The organism is Sorangium sp. So ce394 (genome assembly GCF_051474665.1).
GTDB classification, from domain to species: Bacteria; Myxococcota_A; Polyangia; order Polyangiales; family Polyangiaceae; genus Sorangium; species Sorangium cellulosum_D.
Window position 1 is genome coordinate 10,108,663 of record NZ_CP150339.1, and the last position, 19,464, is coordinate 10,128,126.

17 protein-coding genes are annotated in these 19,464 nt (G+C 73.0%); 13 read left to right on the top strand and 4 right to left on the bottom strand.

The window, feature by feature from the left end; all coding sequences use genetic code 11:
• Positions 1-25: 25 nt before the first annotated feature.
• Positions 26-1,591, top strand: a complete 1,566-nt coding sequence (locus tag WMF33_RS37375) for a dipeptidyl-peptidase 3 family protein (protein ID WP_437333077.1) — start codon at positions 26-28, stop codon at positions 1,589-1,591.
• An 18-nt stretch (positions 1,592-1,609) separates the two neighbouring features.
• On the opposite strand, the gene WMF33_RS37380 is transcribed toward WMF33_RS37375, so the two are convergent.
• A complete protein-coding gene (locus tag WMF33_RS37380) occupies positions 1,610-3,322 on the bottom strand; it encodes a hypothetical protein (RefSeq protein WP_437333078.1) in 1,713 nt (570 codons plus the stop codon).
• A complete protein-coding gene (locus tag WMF33_RS37385; protein ID WP_437333079.1) occupies positions 3,319-4,524 on the bottom strand; it encodes a hypothetical protein in 1,206 nt (401 codons plus the stop codon). The genes WMF33_RS37380 and WMF33_RS37385 overlap by 4 nt, the downstream gene beginning before the upstream one ends.
• Positions 4,525-4,760: 236 nt before the next feature.
• On the opposite strand from WMF33_RS37385, the gene WMF33_RS37390 reads away from it, so the two are divergent.
• The 10 genes from WMF33_RS37390 to WMF33_RS37435 all read left to right on the top strand — a co-directional run bounded on the left by WMF33_RS37390 (position 4,761) and on the right by WMF33_RS37435 (position 16,190).
• Positions 4,761-6,107, top strand: a complete 1,347-nt coding sequence (locus WMF33_RS37390; RefSeq protein ID WP_437333080.1) for a serine/threonine-protein kinase — start codon at positions 4,761-4,763, stop codon at positions 6,105-6,107.
• A 114-nt stretch (positions 6,108-6,221) separates the two neighbouring features.
• Complete coding sequence (locus tag WMF33_RS37395; protein ID WP_437314708.1) at positions 6,222-7,208, top strand: AAA family ATPase; 987 nt, start codon at positions 6,222-6,224, stop codon at positions 7,206-7,208.
• The gene (locus WMF33_RS37400) at positions 7,205-8,113 is read left to right on the top strand and encodes a DUF58 domain-containing protein (RefSeq protein ID WP_437333081.1); all 909 of its coding nucleotides are present in this window, start codon (positions 7,205-7,207) and stop codon (positions 8,111-8,113) included. The genes WMF33_RS37395 and WMF33_RS37400 overlap by 4 nt, the downstream gene beginning before the upstream one ends.
• Positions 8,110-9,366, top strand: coding sequence for a hypothetical protein (locus WMF33_RS37405; RefSeq protein ID WP_437333082.1), 1,257 nt, complete (start codon positions 8,110-8,112; stop codon positions 9,364-9,366). The genes WMF33_RS37400 and WMF33_RS37405 overlap by 4 nt, the downstream gene beginning before the upstream one ends.
• A complete protein-coding gene (locus tag WMF33_RS37410; protein ID WP_437333083.1) occupies positions 9,363-10,508 on the top strand; it encodes a vWA domain-containing protein in 1,146 nt (381 codons plus the stop codon). The genes WMF33_RS37405 and WMF33_RS37410 overlap by 4 nt, the downstream gene beginning before the upstream one ends.
• Positions 10,505-11,653, top strand: a complete 1,149-nt coding sequence (locus WMF33_RS37415; protein ID WP_437333084.1) for a vWA domain-containing protein — start codon at positions 10,505-10,507, stop codon at positions 11,651-11,653. Before WMF33_RS37410 ends, WMF33_RS37415 begins: the two co-directional genes overlap by 4 nt.
• A complete protein-coding gene (locus WMF33_RS37420; protein ID WP_437333085.1) occupies positions 11,640-12,755 on the top strand; it encodes a tetratricopeptide repeat protein in 1,116 nt (371 codons plus the stop codon). The genes WMF33_RS37415 and WMF33_RS37420 overlap by 14 nt, the downstream gene beginning before the upstream one ends.
• On the top strand, positions 12,752-14,746 hold the full coding sequence (locus tag WMF33_RS37425) for a BatD family protein (protein WP_437333086.1): 1,995 nt from the start codon (positions 12,752-12,754) through the stop codon (positions 14,744-14,746). Before WMF33_RS37420 ends, WMF33_RS37425 begins: the two co-directional genes overlap by 4 nt.
• Positions 14,743-15,579, top strand: a complete 837-nt coding sequence (locus tag WMF33_RS37430) for a hypothetical protein (protein WP_437333087.1) — start codon at positions 14,743-14,745, stop codon at positions 15,577-15,579. The genes WMF33_RS37425 and WMF33_RS37430 overlap by 4 nt, the downstream gene beginning before the upstream one ends.
• A 29-nt stretch (positions 15,580-15,608) precedes the next feature.
• Complete coding sequence (locus WMF33_RS37435) at positions 15,609-16,190, top strand: hypothetical protein (protein WP_044986562.1); 582 nt, start codon at positions 15,609-15,611, stop codon at positions 16,188-16,190.
• A 312-nt stretch (positions 16,191-16,502) separates the two neighbouring features.
• Here the strand turns inward: WMF33_RS37435 and WMF33_RS37440 are convergent, their stop codons facing one another.
• Positions 16,503-17,066, bottom strand: a complete 564-nt coding sequence (locus WMF33_RS37440) for an ExbD/TolR family protein (RefSeq protein WP_061629604.1) — start codon at positions 17,064-17,066, stop codon at positions 16,503-16,505.
• Between the two features lie 571 nt (positions 17,067-17,637).
• Here WMF33_RS37440 and WMF33_RS37445 point away from each other — a divergent pair.
• Positions 17,638-17,796 (top strand): hypothetical protein, encoded by a 159-nt coding sequence (locus WMF33_RS37445; RefSeq protein ID WP_165374388.1) that lies wholly within the window; start codon positions 17,638-17,640, stop codon positions 17,794-17,796.
• Positions 17,793-18,650 carry a helix-turn-helix domain-containing protein gene (locus WMF33_RS37450; RefSeq protein WP_437333088.1) on the top strand — a complete coding sequence of 286 codons (858 nt, stop codon included), beginning with the start codon at positions 17,793-17,795 and terminating at the stop codon, positions 18,648-18,650. Before WMF33_RS37445 ends, WMF33_RS37450 begins: the two co-directional genes overlap by 4 nt.
• Before the next feature lie 131 nt (positions 18,651-18,781).
• Here WMF33_RS37450 and WMF33_RS37455 read toward each other — a convergent pair whose 3' ends face one another.
• Entirely contained in the window at positions 18,782-19,312 is a 531-nt protein-coding gene (locus tag WMF33_RS37455; protein WP_437333089.1) for a hypothetical protein, read from the bottom strand.
• Between the last annotated feature and the right edge of the window lie 152 nt (positions 19,313-19,464).

Below are 19,464 nucleotides of genomic sequence, written 5' to 3' on the forward strand. Positions count from 1 at the left end.
CGGAGTTCGCCCCTAGGAGGTCCCGATGTTGTCCGACAAGGTCAAGCAGTTCGCGCCGGCCACGCTCACCGCGGACGTCCGCGCGCTCCCCGAGCCCGAGCGGAGGGCGCTCGACAAGCTCATCGAGGCCTCGCGGCGGCTCGATCCCGTGTTCGATCGCCAGGCCTACGCCGGGAACCCCGAGCTCCGCGAGCGGCTCGTCGCGGACGCCACCCCGGAAGGCCGGGACCGGCTCGCCTATTTCGACATCATGCGGGGCCCGTGGGACAGGCAGGATCACCACCGCCCCTTCGCCATCGACAGGCCTCGTCCGCCCGGCGCCGGCTTTTACCCGGAAGATCTCTCGGCCGACGAGCTCCGCGCGTGGATCGACCGGCACCCGGGCGACAAGGAGGCCTTCGAGGGCCTGTTCACGCTCATCCGCCGCGACCAGGGCGGGCTCGTCGCGGTGCCGTACAGCCAGGCCTACGCGGCGTGGCTCGGCCCCGCCGGCGCGCTCCTCGAGGAGGCCGCGGCGCTCACGGCGAACGAGAGCCTGCGCAGGTTCCTGAGGTCCCGGGCCGCGGCGTTCCGGTCGGACGACTACTACGCCTCCGACAAGGACTGGATGGACCTCGACAGCCCGGTCGAGGTGACCATCGGCCCCTACGAGACCTACGAGGACGAGCTCCTCGGCCTCAAGGCCTCGTTCGAGGCGTTCGTCACGGTGAGCGACCCGGAGGCCTCCCGGAGGCTCTCCAAGTACAAGGAGCTCCTCCCGGAGATGGAGCGCAACCTGCCCATCCCCGACGAGGTGAAGACCCAGCGCGGCGGAGAGAGCCCCATCCAGGTGGTGGACCTGGTCTTCAGCGCCGGCGACGCCCGCAAATCGGTCCAGACGATCGCGTTCAACCTGCCGAACGACGAGCGCGTCCGCGCCGAGAAGGGCGCCAAGAAGGTCCTGCTCCGCAACGTCATCGAGACGAAGTTCGAGCTGATCATGCGGCCCATCGCCGAGCGCATCCTCGACCCGGCGCAGCTCGCGCACCTGTCCGCCGACGCGTTCTTCAACGAGACGCTCTTCCATGAGCTCTCGCACAGCCTGGGCCCGGCGTTCACGCGGGCCTCCGGAGAGCGGGTCGAGGTGCGGCTCGCGCTCGGCGCGGCCTACTCGGCCATCGAGGAGGCCAAGGCCGACGTGATGGGCGCCTACAACGTCCTCTTCATGATCCAGCGGGGCCACTTCGCCGGAGACTTCCGGGAGAAGCTCCTCGTCTCCTACTTCGCGGGGCTCTTCCGGAGCACCCGCTTCGGCGTGGCCGAGGCGCACGGCAAGGGCGCCGCGCTCCAGATCAACCGCTTCCTCGAGGAGGGCGCCGCCCGCTTCGACCCGGCGACCCGGCGCTTCACGGTCGACGCCGCGGAGCTCGAGGCCGCCATCGCCCGCCTCGTCCGCGATCTCTGCCTCGTGCAGCACCGCGGCGACAAGCAGGCCGCCGGCGAGCTCCTCGCGCGGTACGGCGAGGTCTCGGAGCCCATGCGGCAGGCGCTCGGCGGCCTCGAGGGGATCCCGATCGACATCCGGCCGATCTACCCGCTCGCCGGCGAGTGAGCCGCCGGCGCGCGGCGCTCACGGCCCGAGCTGGACGAGGAACGCGTCGGCGGCGCCGCCGCTCGCGATCGCGCCGATCCCGAGATCGAGGACGCCGTCGAAGCGCCCGGTCACCCAGCTGTGGCCGAGGCGATCGACGGCGACGGAGGCGCCCTGCTGCTCGCTCGAGTCGCCGAACGAGCGCAGCCACATCGGGTCGCTGGCCGGGGCGAGCTTCATCACGAACGCGTCGGAGGCGCCCGTGGCCGAGCGCACCCTGTCGCCGAGCTCGATGGTCCCCCTGAACCAGCCGGTCACGACGATGTTGCCGGCCAGATCGGTCGCGACCGAGGCGCCCTCCTGGTCGGCGTCGTCGCCGAAGTCCTCGCACCACTGGAGGACGCCGTTCTCGTCGAGACGGATGACGAGGATGTCCTTGTCGCCCGCGCTCGTGCGCACCGACTCGCCGACGGTGACCGACGAGCGGAACGAGCCGGTCACGACGACGTTGCCCGCGCCGTCGATCGCGACGCCGAGCGCCTCGGCGGCGTTGGTCGCGTTGGCCGACTTGCTCCAGACGTGGTCGCCCGACGGGTCGAGCTTCGCGATGAACAGGTCGTTCTTGGCGTCGGTGGAGAGCCCGTTCCCGTAGCCCCCGAAGTCGACGCTCCCGGCGAAGCGGCCGACGAGGACGATGTCGCCATGGCCGTCGACGGCGACGCCGGTGCCGGCCTGCTCCGCGGCGTCGCCGAACTGCCTGGCCCAGCAGACGTTGCCGGCGGCGTCGAGCTTGGCGAGGAACACGTCGCTCTTGCCCTGGCTCTTCAGGAGAAAGCGCTCGCCGTGGCTGTTCTCGCCGAAGTCGAGCGTGCTCCGGAACTCGCCGGTGACGTACGCGTTCCCCGCCTCGTCCACGGCGACGGCCGTCGCGCGCTGGGTGTCGTTGTCGCCGAAGCGCCGGCTGAACTGGTGCGCCCCGGAGGCGTCGAACCGCGCCACGACGACGTCGGGGCGGCGGCCGTGGCCCTCGCGCAGGCCGCCGCCGAAATTGACGTCGCCCGACGCGCTGCCCGCGAGCACCACGTCGCCGCCCGGCGCGAGCGCGACCCCTTGCGCGACGGTGTCCGCGAAGCGGCGGCCGAACCGGAAGCGCCCTTCGCGCGTGGAGACGTCGCGGGAGAACGTGACGAGGAAGGCGTCCGGCTCGGCGAGCGAGCCGAGCTCGTCCGACGGGCCCGCGCCGAGATCGGTGCCGCCGGAGGCCGACCCGACCACCACGACGGCGTCCTCGCCGACGGCGACGCCGAGGCCTTGCTGCGCGCCGGTGCCGCCCAGCGCGACGCTCTGCACGGGATCGCCGGTGCACGCCCGCCCGTCGCAGTTCTCGTCCGCGCCCGTGCAGCTCTCGAACGCGGGCAGCACCTGGCCGACGCAGGCGCCGACGTCCGTCCCGTCGTCGTTGCACGTGGCGACGCCGGCCGCGCAGGGGCCGACGCCCTCGGTGCCCCGCGGCCCCGCGTAGCAGGCCGTCGCGACGCCGGGGGTGCAGACCTCCGCGCTCGAGCCGCCCCCGCCGGCCCCGCCGGGGCCGGACCCGCCGACGCCGAACCCGCCGGCGCCGCCTCCCCCCTCGCCGACCGGGTCCACCGCGACTTCGGGGAACGGCGCGATGAAGGCGCACGCGCCCACCCCGGTGCAGGCCAGGGCGAGCGCCGCGACGGCGCCCCTTCCGAGGCGGCGCGCGCGGCTCACAGCGCTCCCTGCACGGCGACGCCGGCGCCGTCCGCGGAGGCCCACGGCGAGAGGGCCGTCAGGCCGGGGGCGCGCGGCGCGGGCGAAGGCCGCGGACCTGCGGCGTGCTCGGGCGCCGCGCGCGGCGACGGGGAGGGCCAGAAGAGGTACGCGGCGAAGCCGCCCGCGACGAGGGCCGCCCCGGTGAGCGCCGTGCTCGTGACGGCGAGCGCCTGCCCGCGGTCGCGGAGCGCCTGCCGCTCGGCCATCGAGCCCGGGGCGGGGTTCGCGTTCTTCTTCAGGAAGGTGTGCCGCACGTCGTAGGCCATCACGCCCGTGACCACGGCGGCGGCGCCGAGCGCGGCCGCCGCCCCCAGGACGGCCACCGGCGGGACGCTCGCGTCCGGCGCGGGCGCGCGGGGCGGCGCAGGGCGAGCCGGCGCGATCGGCCGCAAGGCCGCGAGCGCTCGCTTGCGGCCGAGCTCGGCCTGCAGCTCGACGACGGCGCCCGTCTCGGCCTGCACCGTGGCCTCGAAGCGCGCTGCGTAATTTTCGGCGCTCACCGCGATCCGCCGCGCCCCGGGGCTCACGAGGATGGCCGCGCCGACGAGCGCCGGATGGATCGGCTCGCCGTCGATCTCGACGCGCACGCCGGTCGCGTCCTCGGGCAGCCGGAGGACGATCTGCGACGTCTTCGCGCGGAGCTTCTCGATGCGTGACCGCGACTCCCTGGCGAGCGCGAGCTCCTTCCGCGCGGTCGCGCCGGACGTGGCGAGCTCAAACGCGTTGAGCGCCTCGACGACGTGGCCGAGGGCCTCGTGACAGACGCCGAGGTGGTACCAGAGCGGCGGCGACACGACGATCTTGCTGATGCGCTCGTAGATCTCGAGCGCTTCCGCCCATCGTCCCTGGTCCTCCGCGGCGAGGCCGAGCGAGAAGAGGTGCCGCGCGGACGCGAGCTCCGCGGCGCTCGGCTGCCGCGGCGCGGCGGAAACCGAGGTGTCGCCCGCGACCGCGCCCGGCTGCCGCGGCGCGGCGGAAGCCGCCGTGTCGCCCGCGACCGCGCCCGGCTGCCGCGGCGCGGCGGAAGCCGCCGTGTCGCCCGCGACCGCGCCGGGCGCAGCGCGCTCGGCCCCCTCGGGGGAAGGATCGGCGAACGCAGCCGGACCGACGCCGACCACGGCGAAGAATACCACTCCGCCGATGGTGATCCGATGCTCCACCCACGCCTCCTTCCTCAACGAAGCGATAGAGGCAATCTAACCGTACTCATGCTGGCCGATTCTCGACAACTGGAAAATTGTTTGAGATTGGTTCCCGATCCTGGAACGCTCTTGCATCGCCGGAGGCATCGCCCGGAGGCATCGCCCGAGGCATCGCCCGTGAGAGCTTCAGCGTGGTCGGATTCACGACGACACAGGAGTCGCAGGTACGAGCTGTGATAGCGCCCGTCGATCTTGTGCCAGGCCAACTCCTCGGCCGCTATGAGCTGCTGATCGCCATCGCGCAGGGCGGAATGGGCACGGTGTGGGCGGCCCGGGAGCGCGACGGGGCGGCCGGCGACAAGATCGTGGCAGTCAAGACGATGCTGCCGGCGCTCTCCAGCGATCCGCGCTGCAAGCGCATGTTCCTCACGGAATCGCGCATCGCGGCCCGGATCAAGCACCCGAATGTGTGCGCGATCCTGGATCAAGGTGAGCAGAGCGGGGTGCTCTACTTCGTGATGGAGTGGATCGACGGCGACGCCCTCGTGGCGCTGCAGGGCGGCAGCACCCGCAAGCAGGGCCGGCCGCTCCCCCTGCCCGTCGCGGTGCGGATCGCGATCGAGGCGGCGCGCGGGCTGCACGCGGCCCACGAGCTCCGGGACGAGGACGGCGCGCTGGTCGGGCTCGTGCACCGGGACGTCTCTCCGCACAACATCCTGATCACGCGGGACGGCACGGTCAAAATCGCCGATTTCGGCGTGGCCAAGGCCGTGGCGCAGGCGGACAACCCGACGACCAACACCGGGCACATGAAGGGCAAGATCCTCTTCATGGCCCCCGAGCAGGTCTACAGCGAGCAGCTGGACCGGCGGTCCGACATCTTCGCGCTCGGGATCGTGCTCTATCAGCTGACGACGGGCACGCACCCCTTCGCCGCGAGCCACGACCTCGCGACGATGGCGCGCATCGCGCGGCCCGAGCCGGTCGATCCGCCGAGCTCGCTCGACCCCGGCTACCCGCCCGCGCTCGAGGCCGCGGTGATGCGCGCGCTCGCCAAGGATCCCGCCGAGCGGTTCGCCACGATGGCGGAGCTCGCGGACGCGCTGGAGGCGGTGAACGCGACGCTCGGCGGCCGCCCCGAGGAGGTCACGGGGTACATCCGCGACGCGCTCGCCGCGCGCACGTCCCGGCGCGCGGCGGTGATCAAGGACGCGCTGCGCGCCGCGGACGGCAGGTCGCGGGGGCGGCCGTCCTCCCGGCTCGATCCGCGCCGCCGCGCCCGCACGATCGCCACCGCGGCGGCGCTCGTCGCCTCGGGCGCGCTGCTCGGGGCGGCGACGCTCCTGTGGATCGGCCTCGGGGAGGGCCCCGCCGCGCAGCAGATCGTGGAGGCGCCCGCGGCGCCGCCCCTCGCGGAGGAGCCGGGCCCGCGGGCCGCGACCGCCGAGCCGCGCGCGCCGGAGCCGCCGCCCGCGCCCTCGACCGCGCCCGCGACGCCGCCGTCCTCCGCCCCCGCGGCGACCGCGAGCCCGGGCCCTCCGCGCCTGCCGCGCGCGCCCGCCGAGACCGGGCGCGCCAGGTTCCGCGAGCCCGGCTTCTAGCGCCGCGCGCCGCGCGCCGCGCGCCGCGCCGCGCTGCCCGGCGCCCGCCGAGGAATATTCGGGCGGCGCCGGTTGTCCTCGGGCGGCCGGGCTTGCTATGAGCTCCCACCCGTTATGCACGACGTACGCGCCCTGAACGAGCTGGTCGCCAAAGAGAGCGCCTTCATCGACACCCTGCTGAGCGAGGTTGGCAAGGTCATCGTCGGCCAGACGTACATGATCGAGCGCATCCTCATCGGGCTGCTCACCGGAGGGCACGTGCTCCTCGAGGGCGTCCCGGGCCTCGCCAAGACGCTCACCGTGCGGACGCTCTGCGACGCGATCGACGCGAAGTTCTCCCGGATCCAGTTCACGCCGGATCTCCTGCCCGCCGACCTCATCGGCACCGTCATCTACAACCACCAGAAGGGCGACTTCACCTCGAAGCTCGGCCCGATCTTCGCGAACCTCGTGCTCGCCGACGAGATCAACCGCGCCCCGGCCAAGGTGCAGAGCGCGCTGCTCGAGGCGATGCAGGAGCGGCAGGTCACCATCGGGGACACGACCTACCCGCTGCCGAGCCCGTTCGTGGTCATGGCGACGCAGAACCCGATCGAGCAGGAGGGGACCTACCGGCTCCCGGAGGCGCAGGTCGACCGGTTCATGCTCATGGTCAAGGTCGGGTACCCCGCGCGCGCCGAGGAGCGGCAGATCATCGACCGCACGACCGCGGTGATCGAGGGCAAGGCCGCGAAGGTGACGACGCCCGACGAGCTGGTCTCCGCGCGCAAGGTCGTGCGCGACGTGTACATGGACGATCGCGTGAAGGACTACATCGTCGACGTGGTCTTCGCGACCCGCGAGCCCGGGCAGAAGGGGATGCGGGAGCTGAGCAGCCTCATCGAGTACGGGGCGAGCCCGCGCGCCTCCATCGCGCTGGCGCTCGCGGCGCGCGCGCACGCGTTCCTGCGCCACCGCGGCTACGTGACGCCGGAGGACGTGAAGGCGATCGGCCCGGACGTGCTCCGGCACCGGGTCGTCCTGACCTACGAGGCGGAGGCCGAGGAGGTGACGTCCGAGCAGATCGTCCGGCGCGTGTTCGAGGTGGTCGAGGTGCCGTGATCAAGGCCTCCGGCTCGAAGAACCCGCTGCCGCCGGAGCTCCTCAAGCAGCTCCGGCGCATCGAGATCCGGACGCAACGGCTCGCCAACGAGCAGCTCTCCGGCACGTACTCGTCCGTCTTCAAGGGGCAGGGCCTCTCGTTCCGCGAGGTCCGCGCCTACATGCCCGGCGACGACGTGCGCTGGATCGACTGGAACGTCTCGGCCCGCATGAGCGAGCCGTTCGTGAAGGTGTTCGTCGAGGAGCGCGAGATGACCGTCATGCTGGTCGTCGACGCCTCGCAGAGCGAGCAGTTCGGCACGCGGCGCGCGTCGAAGGCGCGCGTCGCCGCCGAGATCGCGGCGCTCTGCTCGTTCAGCGCCATCAAGAACAACGATCGCGTGGGCCTCGTGCTCGCGACCGAGGCCGTCGAGAAGCTCGTGCCGCCCAAGAAGGGGGACAAGCACGTGATGCGCGTCATCCGGGAGATCCTCGGGCACGAGCCGAAGTACACGGGGACGAACCTGAAGCTCGCGCTCGAGACGCTGGTGAAGGTGGCGAAGCGGCGGAGCGTCGCCTTCGTGATCAGCGATTTCTTCGCCACCGGCTTCGAGCGCTCGCTCTCGCTCGCGAGCGCGAAGCACGACGTGATCCCGGTGATGCTGGTCGATCCGCGCGACGAGGAGCTGCCCGACGTGGGGCTGGCGACGTTCGAGGACCTGGAGACCGGCGAGGAGGTCGTGGTGGACACCGGCGACCGGGCGGTGCGCGACCACTACCGCACCGCCATGCGCAAGCTCCGGAGCGACCGGGACAAGCTCTTCAAGAAGCTCGCGCTCGACGCCGTGATCGTGAAGACGGGGGAGAGCTTCGTGACGCCGCTGCGCGACCTGTTCGCCAAGCGGGCGCGGAGGCTCAGGCGATGAGGCCGCGGCCCCCCTCGGCCCTCGGCGCGGGCGCCGCCCGCCTGCCCGCGTGGTCCGCGCTGGCGGCGGCGCTCGCGTGCGCGGCGCCGGCGCTCGCGCAGCCGGACGCGGGCGCCGCCGGCGGGCCCGCCGCGCGGGACGACGACGCGCCGCCCGCGCCGCCGCCGCTGCCCGCGCCCGCGGCGACGGAGCGCGGCGGGAGCGTGTGGGCCTCGTGCGCGGAGCACGTGCCGCCCGGCGCGACGCGGCCGACGCTCCAGGAGACGTTCCCCAGGAACGGGTTCAGCGGGTACGCGGCGCACCTCGAGATCACGATCGCGCACGGCAAGGGCGAGACGGTGCTGCCGGAGGGCTTCAAGGTCCAGGGCGACAGCGACGCCGCGCGCGCGCTGGAGAAGGCGGGGTTCATCCTGCCCGAGGCCGACGCGGGCGCGGGGCCGACCAGCGAGACCACGGCGACCGAGGCCGGCGCGACGACCAGGCTGGTCATCCCGTTCGTCCCGCTGCCCAAGGAGCCCGGGAGGAGCGCGCTGCAGCTGCCGCCGGTGCCGATCGCCGTGTCCCGCGCGAGCGGGGAGCTCGTCACCGTCTGCACCCGGCCGCACGAGATCGTGGTCGAGGACCCGATCGCCAACGAGCGGGATCCCAAGGTCAAGCCGAACCCGCCGCCGCGGCCGCAGCGGGAGGAGTGGGTGCTCGCGAAGCAGCTCGCGGCGGGCATCCTCATCGGCGCGGCGCTCGGGCTCATCGTGGCCTGGCTGGTCCGGCGCTGGATGCGCCGGCCCCGCGTGGTGGCCGCCCCGCCGCCCAAGCTGCCGTGGGTCGCCGCGCTCGAGGAGCTCGAGGCGCTCCGGCGCTCGAGCCTGCTCAGCGAGGGCCGGACCGACGAGTACTTCGACCGCGTCAGCGACTGCGTGCGCAAGTACCTCGGCGCGCGCTACGGCTTCGACGGCCTCGAGACGACCAGCGACGAGATGCGCGCGCTGCTCGCGCGGGTGCGCCCGCCCGTGCCGGTGCTGCCGCAGATCACGCGCTTCCTCGCCGACTGCGACCTCGTGAAGTTCGCGCGCCTCCAGCCGAGCGAGGCCGACTGCCTCGAGGCGATCGAGCGCGGCGAGGTCATCGTGCACCGCACGACCCCGCCGGCGGTGCGGCCCGAAGGGGGCGCCGGGGCCGCCGGGGCCGGAGGATCGCCCGCCGGCAAGCAGCCGCCGCCCGCCCGCTCGTCCGGGGCTGAAGGGGAGGCGCCGTGAGCCGCGCGAAGCGCGCCGCGCTCGCGATCGGGGCGACGCTGGTCGTCGCCGCGCTCGCCTGCGTCTATCCCTACCTCGCCCGTCGCGACGCGTGGGTGGGCGCGAGCTGGCAGGCGCCGTGGTTCTTGCTCGCGCTCCTCGCGGTGCCGGTCGTCTGGTACTGGGGCATCTTCGCGGAGGACGCGCGCAGGCCCCGGCTCCGGCTCGGCACGGTCGCGCCGCTCGCGCGCGGGCCGCGCGGCCTGCGCAGCCACCTGCGCGACCTGCCGGGCGTGCTCCGCGCCGTGGCGCTCGCGCTGCTCGTCCTGTCGATGGGTCGGCCGGTCAGCGTGCTCCGCGAGCAGCGCACGGACGACAAGGGCATCGACATCGTCGTCGCGCTCGACCTGTCGGGCTCGATGCGCGCGATCCTCGACGCGCGGGCGAGCGATCTGCCCGGCCAGCCGAGGCTGCCGCGCGGCAAGCGGCTGACCCGGCTCGACACGGCCAAGCTCGTCCTCCAGGACTTCATCGGCCGCAGGAAGACCGATCGCCTCGGCGTCGTCGTCTTCGGCAAGGCCGCGTACGTGCTGTCGCCGCCGACGCTCGACTACCACCTGCTGACGCAGATGGTGTCGCAGATGACGCTCAACGTGATCGACGGCAGCGCGACGGCGATCGGCGACGCGCTGGGCACCGCGGTCGCCCGCCTGCGCCGGAGCGACGCGCAGTCGAAGGTCGTCATCCTCCTGACCGACGGCGACTCGAACGCCGGGGCGATCGCGCCCGAGTACGCGACCCACCTCGCGACGTCGCTCGGCGTGAAGGTCTACACGATCCAGATCGGCACCGACGACGAGGTCGAGGTCGAGGACGGCGTCGATCTCTTCGGGCAGCCGCGCTACGTGCGCCACCGCTTCCCGGTGAACCCCGCGCTGCTCCAGGAGATCGCGCAGAAGACCGGCGGCGAGTCGTACGTGGCGACCGACGCGAAGGCGCTGGCGGACAGCATGCACGACGTGCTCGACCGGCTGGAGAAGACCCGCTTCGAGGCGTCGAGCGCCGCGTACGAGGATCTCTTCCCGTTCCTGCTCCTGCCCGGCGTGTTCCTGATCGGGCTCGACGCGCTCCTGCGCGCCTGGCTGCTCCGGAGGTTCCCGTGAACTTTGCGGCCCCGTGGTTCCTGCTCGGGACGGCGTTCGCCGCGCTGATCGGCCTCCTGCTCATCCTCGGCGGCTTCGGCGTGGCGCGCGCGATCAAGCGCTTCGGCGACGAGGATCGCGTGAAGGCGCTCACCACCGCCGACCCGTCGAAGCGCCGCGCGTGGAAGGGCGTCCTCCTCGTGCTCGCAACGGCGCTCGCGTTCGTGGCCGCGGCGCGGCCTCAGTACGGCAAGGGCACGCGGCTCGTGCCGGCGACGAACGTCGACGTGGTGGTCGTGCTCGACTACTCGAAGAGCATGTACGCGCGCGACGTCGAGCCCTCGCGCATCTTCCGGGCGAAGGTCGAGGTCGCCCGCCTCATCAAGGATCTCGAGGGCGCGCGCTTCGGCGCGGTGGCGTTCGCCGGCGAGCCGATGGGCTTCCCGCTCACCGCCGACGGCGCCGCGATCGCTCAGTTTTTCCGCCAGCTCGACCCGAACGACATGCCGATCGGCGGCACCGCGATCGCGCGCGCGCTCGACCAGGCGAACGACCTCCTGAAGCGGGATCCGAAATCCGCCGAGCACAAGCGGATCATCCTGCTCGTCACCGACGGCGAGGACCTCGAGGGCTACCCGCTGAGCGTCGCCCAGGCGATCGGCGCCCAGGGCACGACGATCCACGTCGTGCAGATCGGCGGGCGCACGCCGGAGCCGATCCCGGAGATCGGCCCGGACGGCCGCATCGTCGGGTGGCGGACCGATCGCCAGGGCAAGCCGCTCACGACCGAGCTGTCGCTGTCGGGCGAGCAGCAGCTCGCGTCGATCGCGCAGGCGACGCCGGGCGGGCAGATCATCCGCGCGGAGAAGGGGACCACGGGCATCGAGACGATCGCCGCGGAGCTCAGGCGGCAGATGAAGAGCGAGTTCTCGGAGCGGGTCGAGACGGTCTATGCGGACGTCTACTTCTACCCCCTCGGCCTCGCGATCTTGCTCCTCATCGCCGAGGTGTTCCTCAAGGACGCTCCGCGCCGGCGCTTCGTCGCGACGCGGCCCGAGGTCGCGCCGAAGCGCGCCGCGCTGCTGAAGGCGCGCCCGGGCGGCGCGGACGTCGCGGCGGGGGCGGCGGCGGAGGGCAGCGCGGGAGGGCAGCATGCCGCGTCGTGATCGCAAGCGGGCCGATGCGCCGCGCCGGGATCGCCGGCGGGCGGAGCTCTCCGGGTTCTTCGCGCGCCACGGGCGCGCCATCGCGATCGGGCTCGCCGCCGCGTGCGTCACCGGCGCCGCGTTCTCGGCGGCGACGGGCTGCAGCGGGTGGGATCCGACGTCCCCGTTCGAGCGGAACGCGCCCGCGGTCGATCAGGCGATCCGCGATCTCGACGCGGGCAACTTCGAGTCCGCCGAGCAGGCGCTCGCGAGCTACCTGGGGACGGGCCCGTGCACCGACGCCGGCATCGGGCTGCCCGACGCCGTCCGCCAGAAGCCGAACGGCTCGTTCGATCTCGGGCTGACGCTGTTCCACCTGGCCGAGCGCTTCGGCCACCGGTTCGGCGACGAGGAGCTCGCGGACGGCGGGCCGGAGCAGGAGCAGAACGACGCGCTGCGCGGGATCGAGATCGACTGCGCGCTGATCCTGGTGAAGGCGATCGGCGCCGACCCGAGCGTGCCGGCCGACCTGCGGGCGCGCGCCCGCTACCTCGCGGGCAACCTCGAGTTCTTGCGGCGCAAGTACGAGGACGCCGTGACGTATTACGACCAGGCGCTGGCCATCATCCCCGGCATCTTCGAGGAGGCGGGGGGCGACGGCATCGGCCGGGACGCGGCCTGGAACCGGGCCATCGCCCTGCGGCGGATCCAGGAGCAGCAGGACGCCGCGCCGCCGGACGCCGAGCCCGACGCGCCGCCGGACGCCGAGCCCGACGCGGGCGACGACGGCGGCGACCAGGACGCGGGCGACGACGGCGGCGACCAGGACGCGGGCGACGACGGCGGCGACCAGGACGCGGGCGACGACGGCGGCGGCGAGGACGCGGGCGACGACGGCGGCGACCAGGACCAGAGCCCGGACGCCGGCCCGCAGGATCAGCCGCCCGACGCGGGCCCGCAGGATCAGCCCGAGCCGCCGCGCGAGCAGCCCCAGGAGCAGCCGCCCACCGGGCGGCAGGACGATCGCATCCTCGACCAGCTCGAGGAGGCGCCGACGTACCAGGAGCAGGAAGCGAAGAGCAAGGCCGGGATGCGGCGCGGCCGCGCGATGGAGGACAAGTGACGCGCCCGCCGCGCTCCCCTGCCCCGCTCGCGCTCGCCGCGCGCTTCCCCGCCCCGCTCGCGCTCGCCGCCCCGCGCCTCGCGCCGCTCGCGGCGGCGCTGCTCTTCGCGCTGCTCGCGCTGCTCGCCCCGCTGCGCGCGCGCGCCCAGCAGCCCGAGCTCTCGTCGCGCGCGAGCTCCACCGAGGTCGAGGTCGGCGAGCCGTTCACGGTCGAGGTGAAGGCCCTCGTGGAGCGCGGCGGCGGCATGCCGTCCGATCCGGAGCTGCGCGTCCCGCCCGACCTCTCCATCGTCTCCGGCCCGAGCATCGGGACGCAGATGAAGACGCAGCTCAGCGGCGGCGTCATGACCACGCAGCTCGGGATCAGCGCGACGTGGCAGATCGTCGCGGACAAGCCCGGCCGCTACACGATCCCGGGGCCGACGATCGGCTGGAACGGCAAGCGGCTGACGGCGGCGCCGATCTTGATCAAGGTCGTGCCCGCGAGCGGGCGGCCGCGCCGTCCGAACAACCCGTTCCTGTTGCCCGGCGGCCCGATGCAGGGCTTTCCCTGGCCGTTCGGCGGTCCGGGGAGCCTCCTGGACGACGACGAGGTCGAGGACGAGCCCGAGGACCAGGCGCCGGAGCTCGCGATGCCGAGCGAGCCCGACCCGATCGTGTTCCTCCGCGCCATCCCCGACAAGACGACCGCCGTGGTCGGCGAGCAGGTCACCGTCTCGTTCTACCTCTACTTCCGCGAGAACGCGGAGATGAGCGAGCCCCGCGCCGCGCCCGCCGCGGACTTCCTCCGCCACCCGCTCCTCGAGGACCCGCGCCACGAGCGGCCCGTGTACACGCGGGTCGGCGGGCACCGCTACGCGGCCCGCCTCATCGACAAGCTCGCGCTGTTCCCGCTGAAGGCGGGCGAGCTGCACACCGGCAGCATGCAGGCGCGCATCACGGGGCGGCGGATCGGCGCGCGCGTGCTGCGCGAGTCGAACGACGTGGTCGTCCGCGTCACCGAGCCGCCGCTCGCCGGCCGCCCGTCCGGCTACGTCCTCGGCGACGTCGGCCAGTTCACGCTCAAGGCGACGGTGCAGCCGCGCCAGATCGAGCAGGGCGGCTCGGTGGCCGTCACCGTGCAGGTCGCGGGCACCGGCAACTTCCCGCAGTCGCTCCGGGTGCCGGAGCGGACCGGCCTCGAGTGGCTCGATCCGGAGAAGCGCGAGTCGCTCGAGCCGCGCGGCGGCGCGATCGGCGGCTCCCGGACGTTCGGCTACGTCGTCCGCATCCAGGAGAGCGGCGCGGTGGATCTCGGGAAGATCGAGCTCCCCTACTGGGATCCGGCGCAGAAGCGCTACGTGGTCGAGGGCGCCGAGCTCGGCGTCGTCCAGGTGACCCCGGTCGCGCCGCCGGCGGCGTCCGCGCCGTCGTCCGGGGCGCCCGGCGCCGCGGACGGCGCCGCAGGCCGCGCCGAGCCGTTCGCCGGGATGCCCGGGCTCCGCACGTCGCTCGGCCCGTACGCCCCGCCCGCGACGCTGCCCCTCGACGGGGCGCCGTTCTGGCTGCTCCTCGCCGCGCCGCCGCTCGCCGTCACGCTGTTCGGCGCGGGATCTCGCCTCGCGCGCCGGGCGCGCGAGCGCCGCGCGGCCGGCGCCACCTCGCCCGCCCGGCTCGCGGCGGTCGCGCTGGGCGAGGCGGAGGAGGCCGCCGCGCAGGGCGACCTCGGGGCGACGGCCGCGGCGATCGAGCGCGCCGTGCACCGCGCGATCGAGTCCGCGACGGGCCTCCGCTCCCGCGGCGTCCTGCTGGCCGCGCTGCCGGACGAGCTCGGCCAGCGCGGCGTCCCCGACGCGCTCTCGGGGCGCGCCTGCGAGACGCTGGCCGCGTGCGAGGCGATCCGGTTCGAGCCGGCCGCGCGCGGCGGCAGCGCCGGCGCGGCGGCCGCCGCGGCGCTCGTCGAGCAGGGCCGCGCCGTCCTCACCGAGCTCGCCCGATGGAAGCCGACGTGAGCCTCCGGAAGAGGCGCCCCCTCGCGGCCGCGCTCGTCCTCGCCGCGTGCCTCGCGCCGGCGCTGCCGCTGCGCGCGGCGCGCGCGCAGCCGGCGGAGCCGCCCGAGGCGCTGTTCCAGCAGGGCACGGCGGCGCTCGGCCGCGGGGAGTACGGCGCGGCGATCGACACGTTCGAGCTGCTCGCCGACCGCGGCTTCGTGCACCCGGACGCGAGCTACAACCGCGGCCTCGCGTACGTCACCCGCGTGCGCGAGGGCGCCGACCGCCCCGGCGATCTGGGCCGGGCGGCGGCCGCCTTCGAGGAGGCGCTGCGGCTCCGCCCGGGCGACGCGGACGCGGATCGCGCGCTCGACCTCGTGCGCGCCGAGATCACGCGCCGGCGCTCGCGCCGCGCCGCGGACGCGGTCGACGCGCGCCCCACCCTCGACCGGGTCGTCGTCGGCCTCGCCTCGGAGCGCACCTGGGCGGCGGCGGCGCTCCTCGCGTCGCTCTTGCTGTCGCTGGGCGTGGTCCTGCGGCGCCGCCCGGCCGGCCCCGCGCACGTCGCGGGCAGCGTCCTCGCGCCGACCGCGCTCGTCGCGCTGCTCGCGCTGGTGCCGCTCACCTATGCGGCGCGGCACCTCCGCCTCACGACCCGGGCGGGCGTCGTGGTCGCGCCCGAGGTGCGGCTCCTCGACGAGGGCGGGCGCGCGCTGGCCGCTGCGGCGCAGAGCCCGATCCCGGAGGGCGCGTCGGTCGAGGTCGGCAGGAGATCGGGCGGGCTGGCGGAGGTCCGCTGGGGCGCGGCGGAGGGGTGGGTTCCTGCGTCGAGCATCCGGCTCCTCGCTCCATGAGCCGCGCCATCGTGTGCTAGGTTGTCCGCGTGTGGGTACGCCGCGCAGCCATTCGCCCCGTCCCCTCGTACGCTCAGGTGCCTGCGCGCGTCCTGTCCGAGATCGAGGATCAGCTCGCCGAGGATGACGACGACTCGCGCAAGCAGCTCGACGACGCGTTCACGCGCTTCGAGCAGACGCAGCCCGCGCTGGCCGACCGGATCTCCTCGGTGCTCTCCGGCCCGCTCGACGAGACGGCGCTCGCCCTCGGCTACTTCCTGACGCTGGCGATCTGGCTCGCCTTCGACGAGCTGTTCGGGCAGGACCTCGAGGAGGTCACCGAGACGGCGCTCACCGGCGTCGAGGAGTCGCTCAACCTGGACGAGCAGATCCGCCTCCACGACCCCGCGGAGGCGGTCGACTCGGACGACGTGATCGCGATGGAGCAGCCGGACGTCCTCGCGTTCGTGCAGGAGCACCTCGACGCGGCCCTCGAGGCGAACGCGCACGAGGTCGACGTCGACGACGTCCACGCGATCTACCGGGTGGTGCTGATCGAGGTGCTGGCGCTGAGCTACGCGGTGCGGCCGCCCTCGAACTGGGTGGCGCTCACGACGGAGTTCACGGCGTAACATCCCAGGGGCCCGGCCCCCGGCGAGGGTGTCCTCGGCGCGGCGCGGGGTGGGGGCCTCGCCGAACTCGATGGCCCGGCCCCCGGCGAGGGTGTCCTCGGCGCGGCGCGGGGTGGGGGCCTCGCCGAACTCGATGGCCCGGCCCCCGGCGAGGGTGTCCTCGGCGCGGCGCGGGGTGGGGGCCCCGCCGAACTCGCCTGAGAGTTGAGCCATCCGGCAAGCCGGATGGCTCAACTCTCAGGCTCAAACATCGGCCCATCCCCCACCCCGCGCCGCGCCGAGGACACCCTCGCCGGGGGCCTACGGTGGGGGTTAGCGCGCGGAGAAGGTGGCGAGGAACGCGGGCATCTCGATGCTGCGGCCATCGTCGAGGAGGACCGTGCGGCGCGGGGCGTTGATGGCGTCGAGCACGGCGACGAGCTCGCGGAACGGCGTCTTGTCATCGCTGTGGAGCACGGCCTGATCGGCGCGGCGGTCGCTCGGGGCGCGGTGCTCGCCGCTCCGCTCCCACTCGCGCTGGATGGCGTCGCTGAGCTCTCGATAACGGATCGCGCTGGCCCCCGCCGCGCCGATCTCGACAGCGTGCTTGGGGACGCTCACCTCGCTCAGGACGGTCGCGCCCTGCTTCCACACGAGGTTGAACCTGTCCTCGCCGACGTGGACGTGCATCGTCTTGAGAGGCTCCTTCTGACACTCCTCACCGCACCCTGCGGCGGCCGGGGCCTCTGCGCTGGTCTTGAGGCGCGAGCTCGAGACCCACACCGCGGTGATCAGGAGAAAGGCGATGGTCACCATCAGGAGATCGATGAACGGAATCATGTTGATATCGCTGTTCCGCGCCCGCCTCTCGCCACCGCCCACGTCGACGCCCGCCATGGCTGCCTCCTTGTGTGTTCGTGCTGTCGCGATGTGCGCTCGTGAGCCGCGAAGCGCCCCGGCTCCGCAACCGCGCCGCGACGTGGTGAACAGAGGACGGCGCGCCCCGAATGTTCCTGGAACGCACCGGGCCGAGCGGCGCACCCGCGCGGGGACGGCAACGGACAAACGCGGAGAGGCACAGACACGCCAGGCCACCCCGCATCGTCCGCGACAGGTGTCCGTGGAGGGACGGACGACTCCGGGCGCGCGCGCCCGGCGCCGTCCACTATTTCGGAGGCGCATCATTTTGATGTCGCTGCAAGAACAGCGCGACGCGTCAAACGTGGACAGTCGAGCGAGGTGGCGCCTCAGAAGATTTTACAGCGACAACGCAATCAAATGCTGAATCCGAGGCATTTTCGCCGAAACGACCGGCTACGGATGAGATTGCCCGATGGCGTCATCGCGATGACGCACCGTGCCGTCGTCGATGCGTCATGACCGAGCTGTCCCTTGACAGACAATCCGTTATAACGGATGATAGGTCTACGGGTTGGAGGTAAGTCGGATGCGCCCCCAGAGTGCTCAAGTGATCGACTTGGAAGAGTACCGGCAGCAGCGGCGGGTCGCTCGGAGCGAACGCGCGCTCGAGAACGACACGATGGCGTCGGGTAGCTCGTTGACCATGCCGGTCGCCCTCTGGTGGTTCCCCGTGTGGACGTGGATGCCGGTCTGGCAGCTGCGATGAAATCGGTCCGCCAGAACACGCCGCGCGCCCCCCTCGGGCTGATCGCCGGCGAGCGGTTCGAAGCCTCGTCGTCCGGGGCGGGCTTCAAGAACGGGGTGGGAGCGCCCGCCGAGCTCGCGGAGAGCTCCTCACCGCTCGCCGGGGCGCGCTCGCATCGCGGGCCGGAAGGCGCCGCCGACCTCGCGAGCCGCGCGAGGGGGAACGGGACGCACAAGGAGCCGCCGCAGCGGGACGTGGACGAGACGCCCGACGAGGCGTGGGGCTACGAGATGGCCCCGCAGGACACGTCCTCGGCGCTCACCGGCATCGTCGGCGCCAACCTGCGCCGCCTCCGGACCAAGCGCGGGCTCTCCCTCGAGCGGCTGGCGAAGGCGTCGAGCGTGAGCCGGGCGATGCTCAGCCAGATCGAGCTCGGCCAGAGCACGCCGACGATCAACGTGCTCTGGAAGATCGCCCGGGCGCTGGGCGTGCCGTTCTCGGCGCTGATCAGCGACCAGTCGATCGGCGGCACGGCGCTCATCCCGGCCGCGCGCGCCAAGGTGCTCACGTCGCACGACGGCTCGTTCACCTCGCGCGCGCTGTTCCCGTTCGACGTGCCGAGGACCGTCGAGTTCTACGAGCTCAAGCTCGCTCCCCTCGCCACCGAGCAGGCGGATCCACACCCGCCGGGCACGCTCGAGAACCTCGTGGTGACGACGGGAACGCTGGAGATGATCGTCGGCGCCGAGCGCCACCTGCTCGCGACGGGCGACGCGATCCTGTTCGAGGCCGACGTGCCCCACCAGTACAGGAACCCCACCAAGCAGGAAGTCATCATGTACCTGGTGATGACGTACGTCGAAAAGACCGGCTGACCAGAGCGAGCCGCCAGGGTGCCTGGAGCGCCGGGAGAAGAAGGCTCTCCTGGCGCTCCAGGCGCCCTGTCCATCGGCTCGTGCTTTCCCGGCGCCGGCGAGCCGTCAGGCGCTGCGCCAGGGGCGCGCGATCATCGGTTCATGCTGGCGACGTTCGAGCCGCCCATGTTGGTCGTGCCGCTCGCGCCAGAGCCCATGCCCATGCCGGTGCCCATGCACATCATCATCGGCATGCTGCCGCACATCAGCATCATCGGCATGCCCATGCCCATCATCTTCATCATGGCATCACAGCGCTGGCGCAGCATGTCCATGTTCATGCCCTCCATGGGCATCATCTTGCAGACCATCCCCTCCTTATCCATCTCACAGGTCATCCGCGCCATCATCGGCATCTGACCCATCATCTGGGGCATCTGACCCATCATCTGGGGCATCATCATCTGGGGCATCATCATCTGGGGCATCATCATCTGGGGCATCATCATCTGAGGCATCATCCCCATCATCTGAGGCATCATCCCCATCATCTGAGGCATCATCCCCATCATCTGAGGCATCATCCCCATCATCTGAGGCATCATCATCTGAGGCATCATCCCCATCATCTGAGGCATCATCCCCATCGAGCCCGTCATCGGCATGCTCATCATCGGCATCATGGCGTTTCCTCCGCAATTTCGTGGTTACGTCTGCGTTCTAGGCTAAGCGCCCGCGAAGGTGGGAGCAAGCAACGCCACCGGGCCGCTCCACTTTTCCTCCGGTGGAGCAGACGTGTCGACGCCCTCGACAGACGCCGCGCCAATGAAGCAGA

What these genes read in the sequence shown, in the direction of transcription:
- WMF33_RS37375 (WP_437333077.1), top strand. Translation starts at nt 26, where the DNA reads ATGTTGTCCGACAAGGTCAAGCAGTTCGCGCCGGCCACGCTCACCGCG.
- WMF33_RS37395 (WP_437314708.1), top strand. Translation starts at nt 6,222, where the DNA reads ATGCACGACGTACGCGCCCTGAACGAGCTGGTCGCCAAAGAGAGCGCC.
- WMF33_RS37405 (WP_437333082.1), top strand. Translation starts at nt 8,110, where the DNA reads ATGAGGCCGCGGCCCCCCTCGGCCCTCGGCGCGGGCGCCGCCCGCCTG.
- WMF33_RS37420 (WP_437333085.1), top strand. Translation starts at nt 11,640, where the DNA reads ATGCCGCGTCGTGATCGCAAGCGGGCCGATGCGCCGCGCCGGGATCGC.
- WMF33_RS37440 (WP_061629604.1), bottom strand. Translation starts at nt 17,066, where the DNA reads ATGGCGGGCGTCGACGTGGGCGGTGGCGAGAGGCGGGCGCGGAACAGC.
- WMF33_RS37450 (WP_437333088.1), top strand. Translation starts at nt 17,793, where the DNA reads ATGAAATCGGTCCGCCAGAACACGCCGCGCGCCCCCCTCGGGCTGATC.
- WMF33_RS37455 (WP_437333089.1), bottom strand. Translation starts at nt 19,312, where the DNA reads ATGATGCCGATGATGAGCATGCCGATGACGGGCTCGATGGGGATGATG.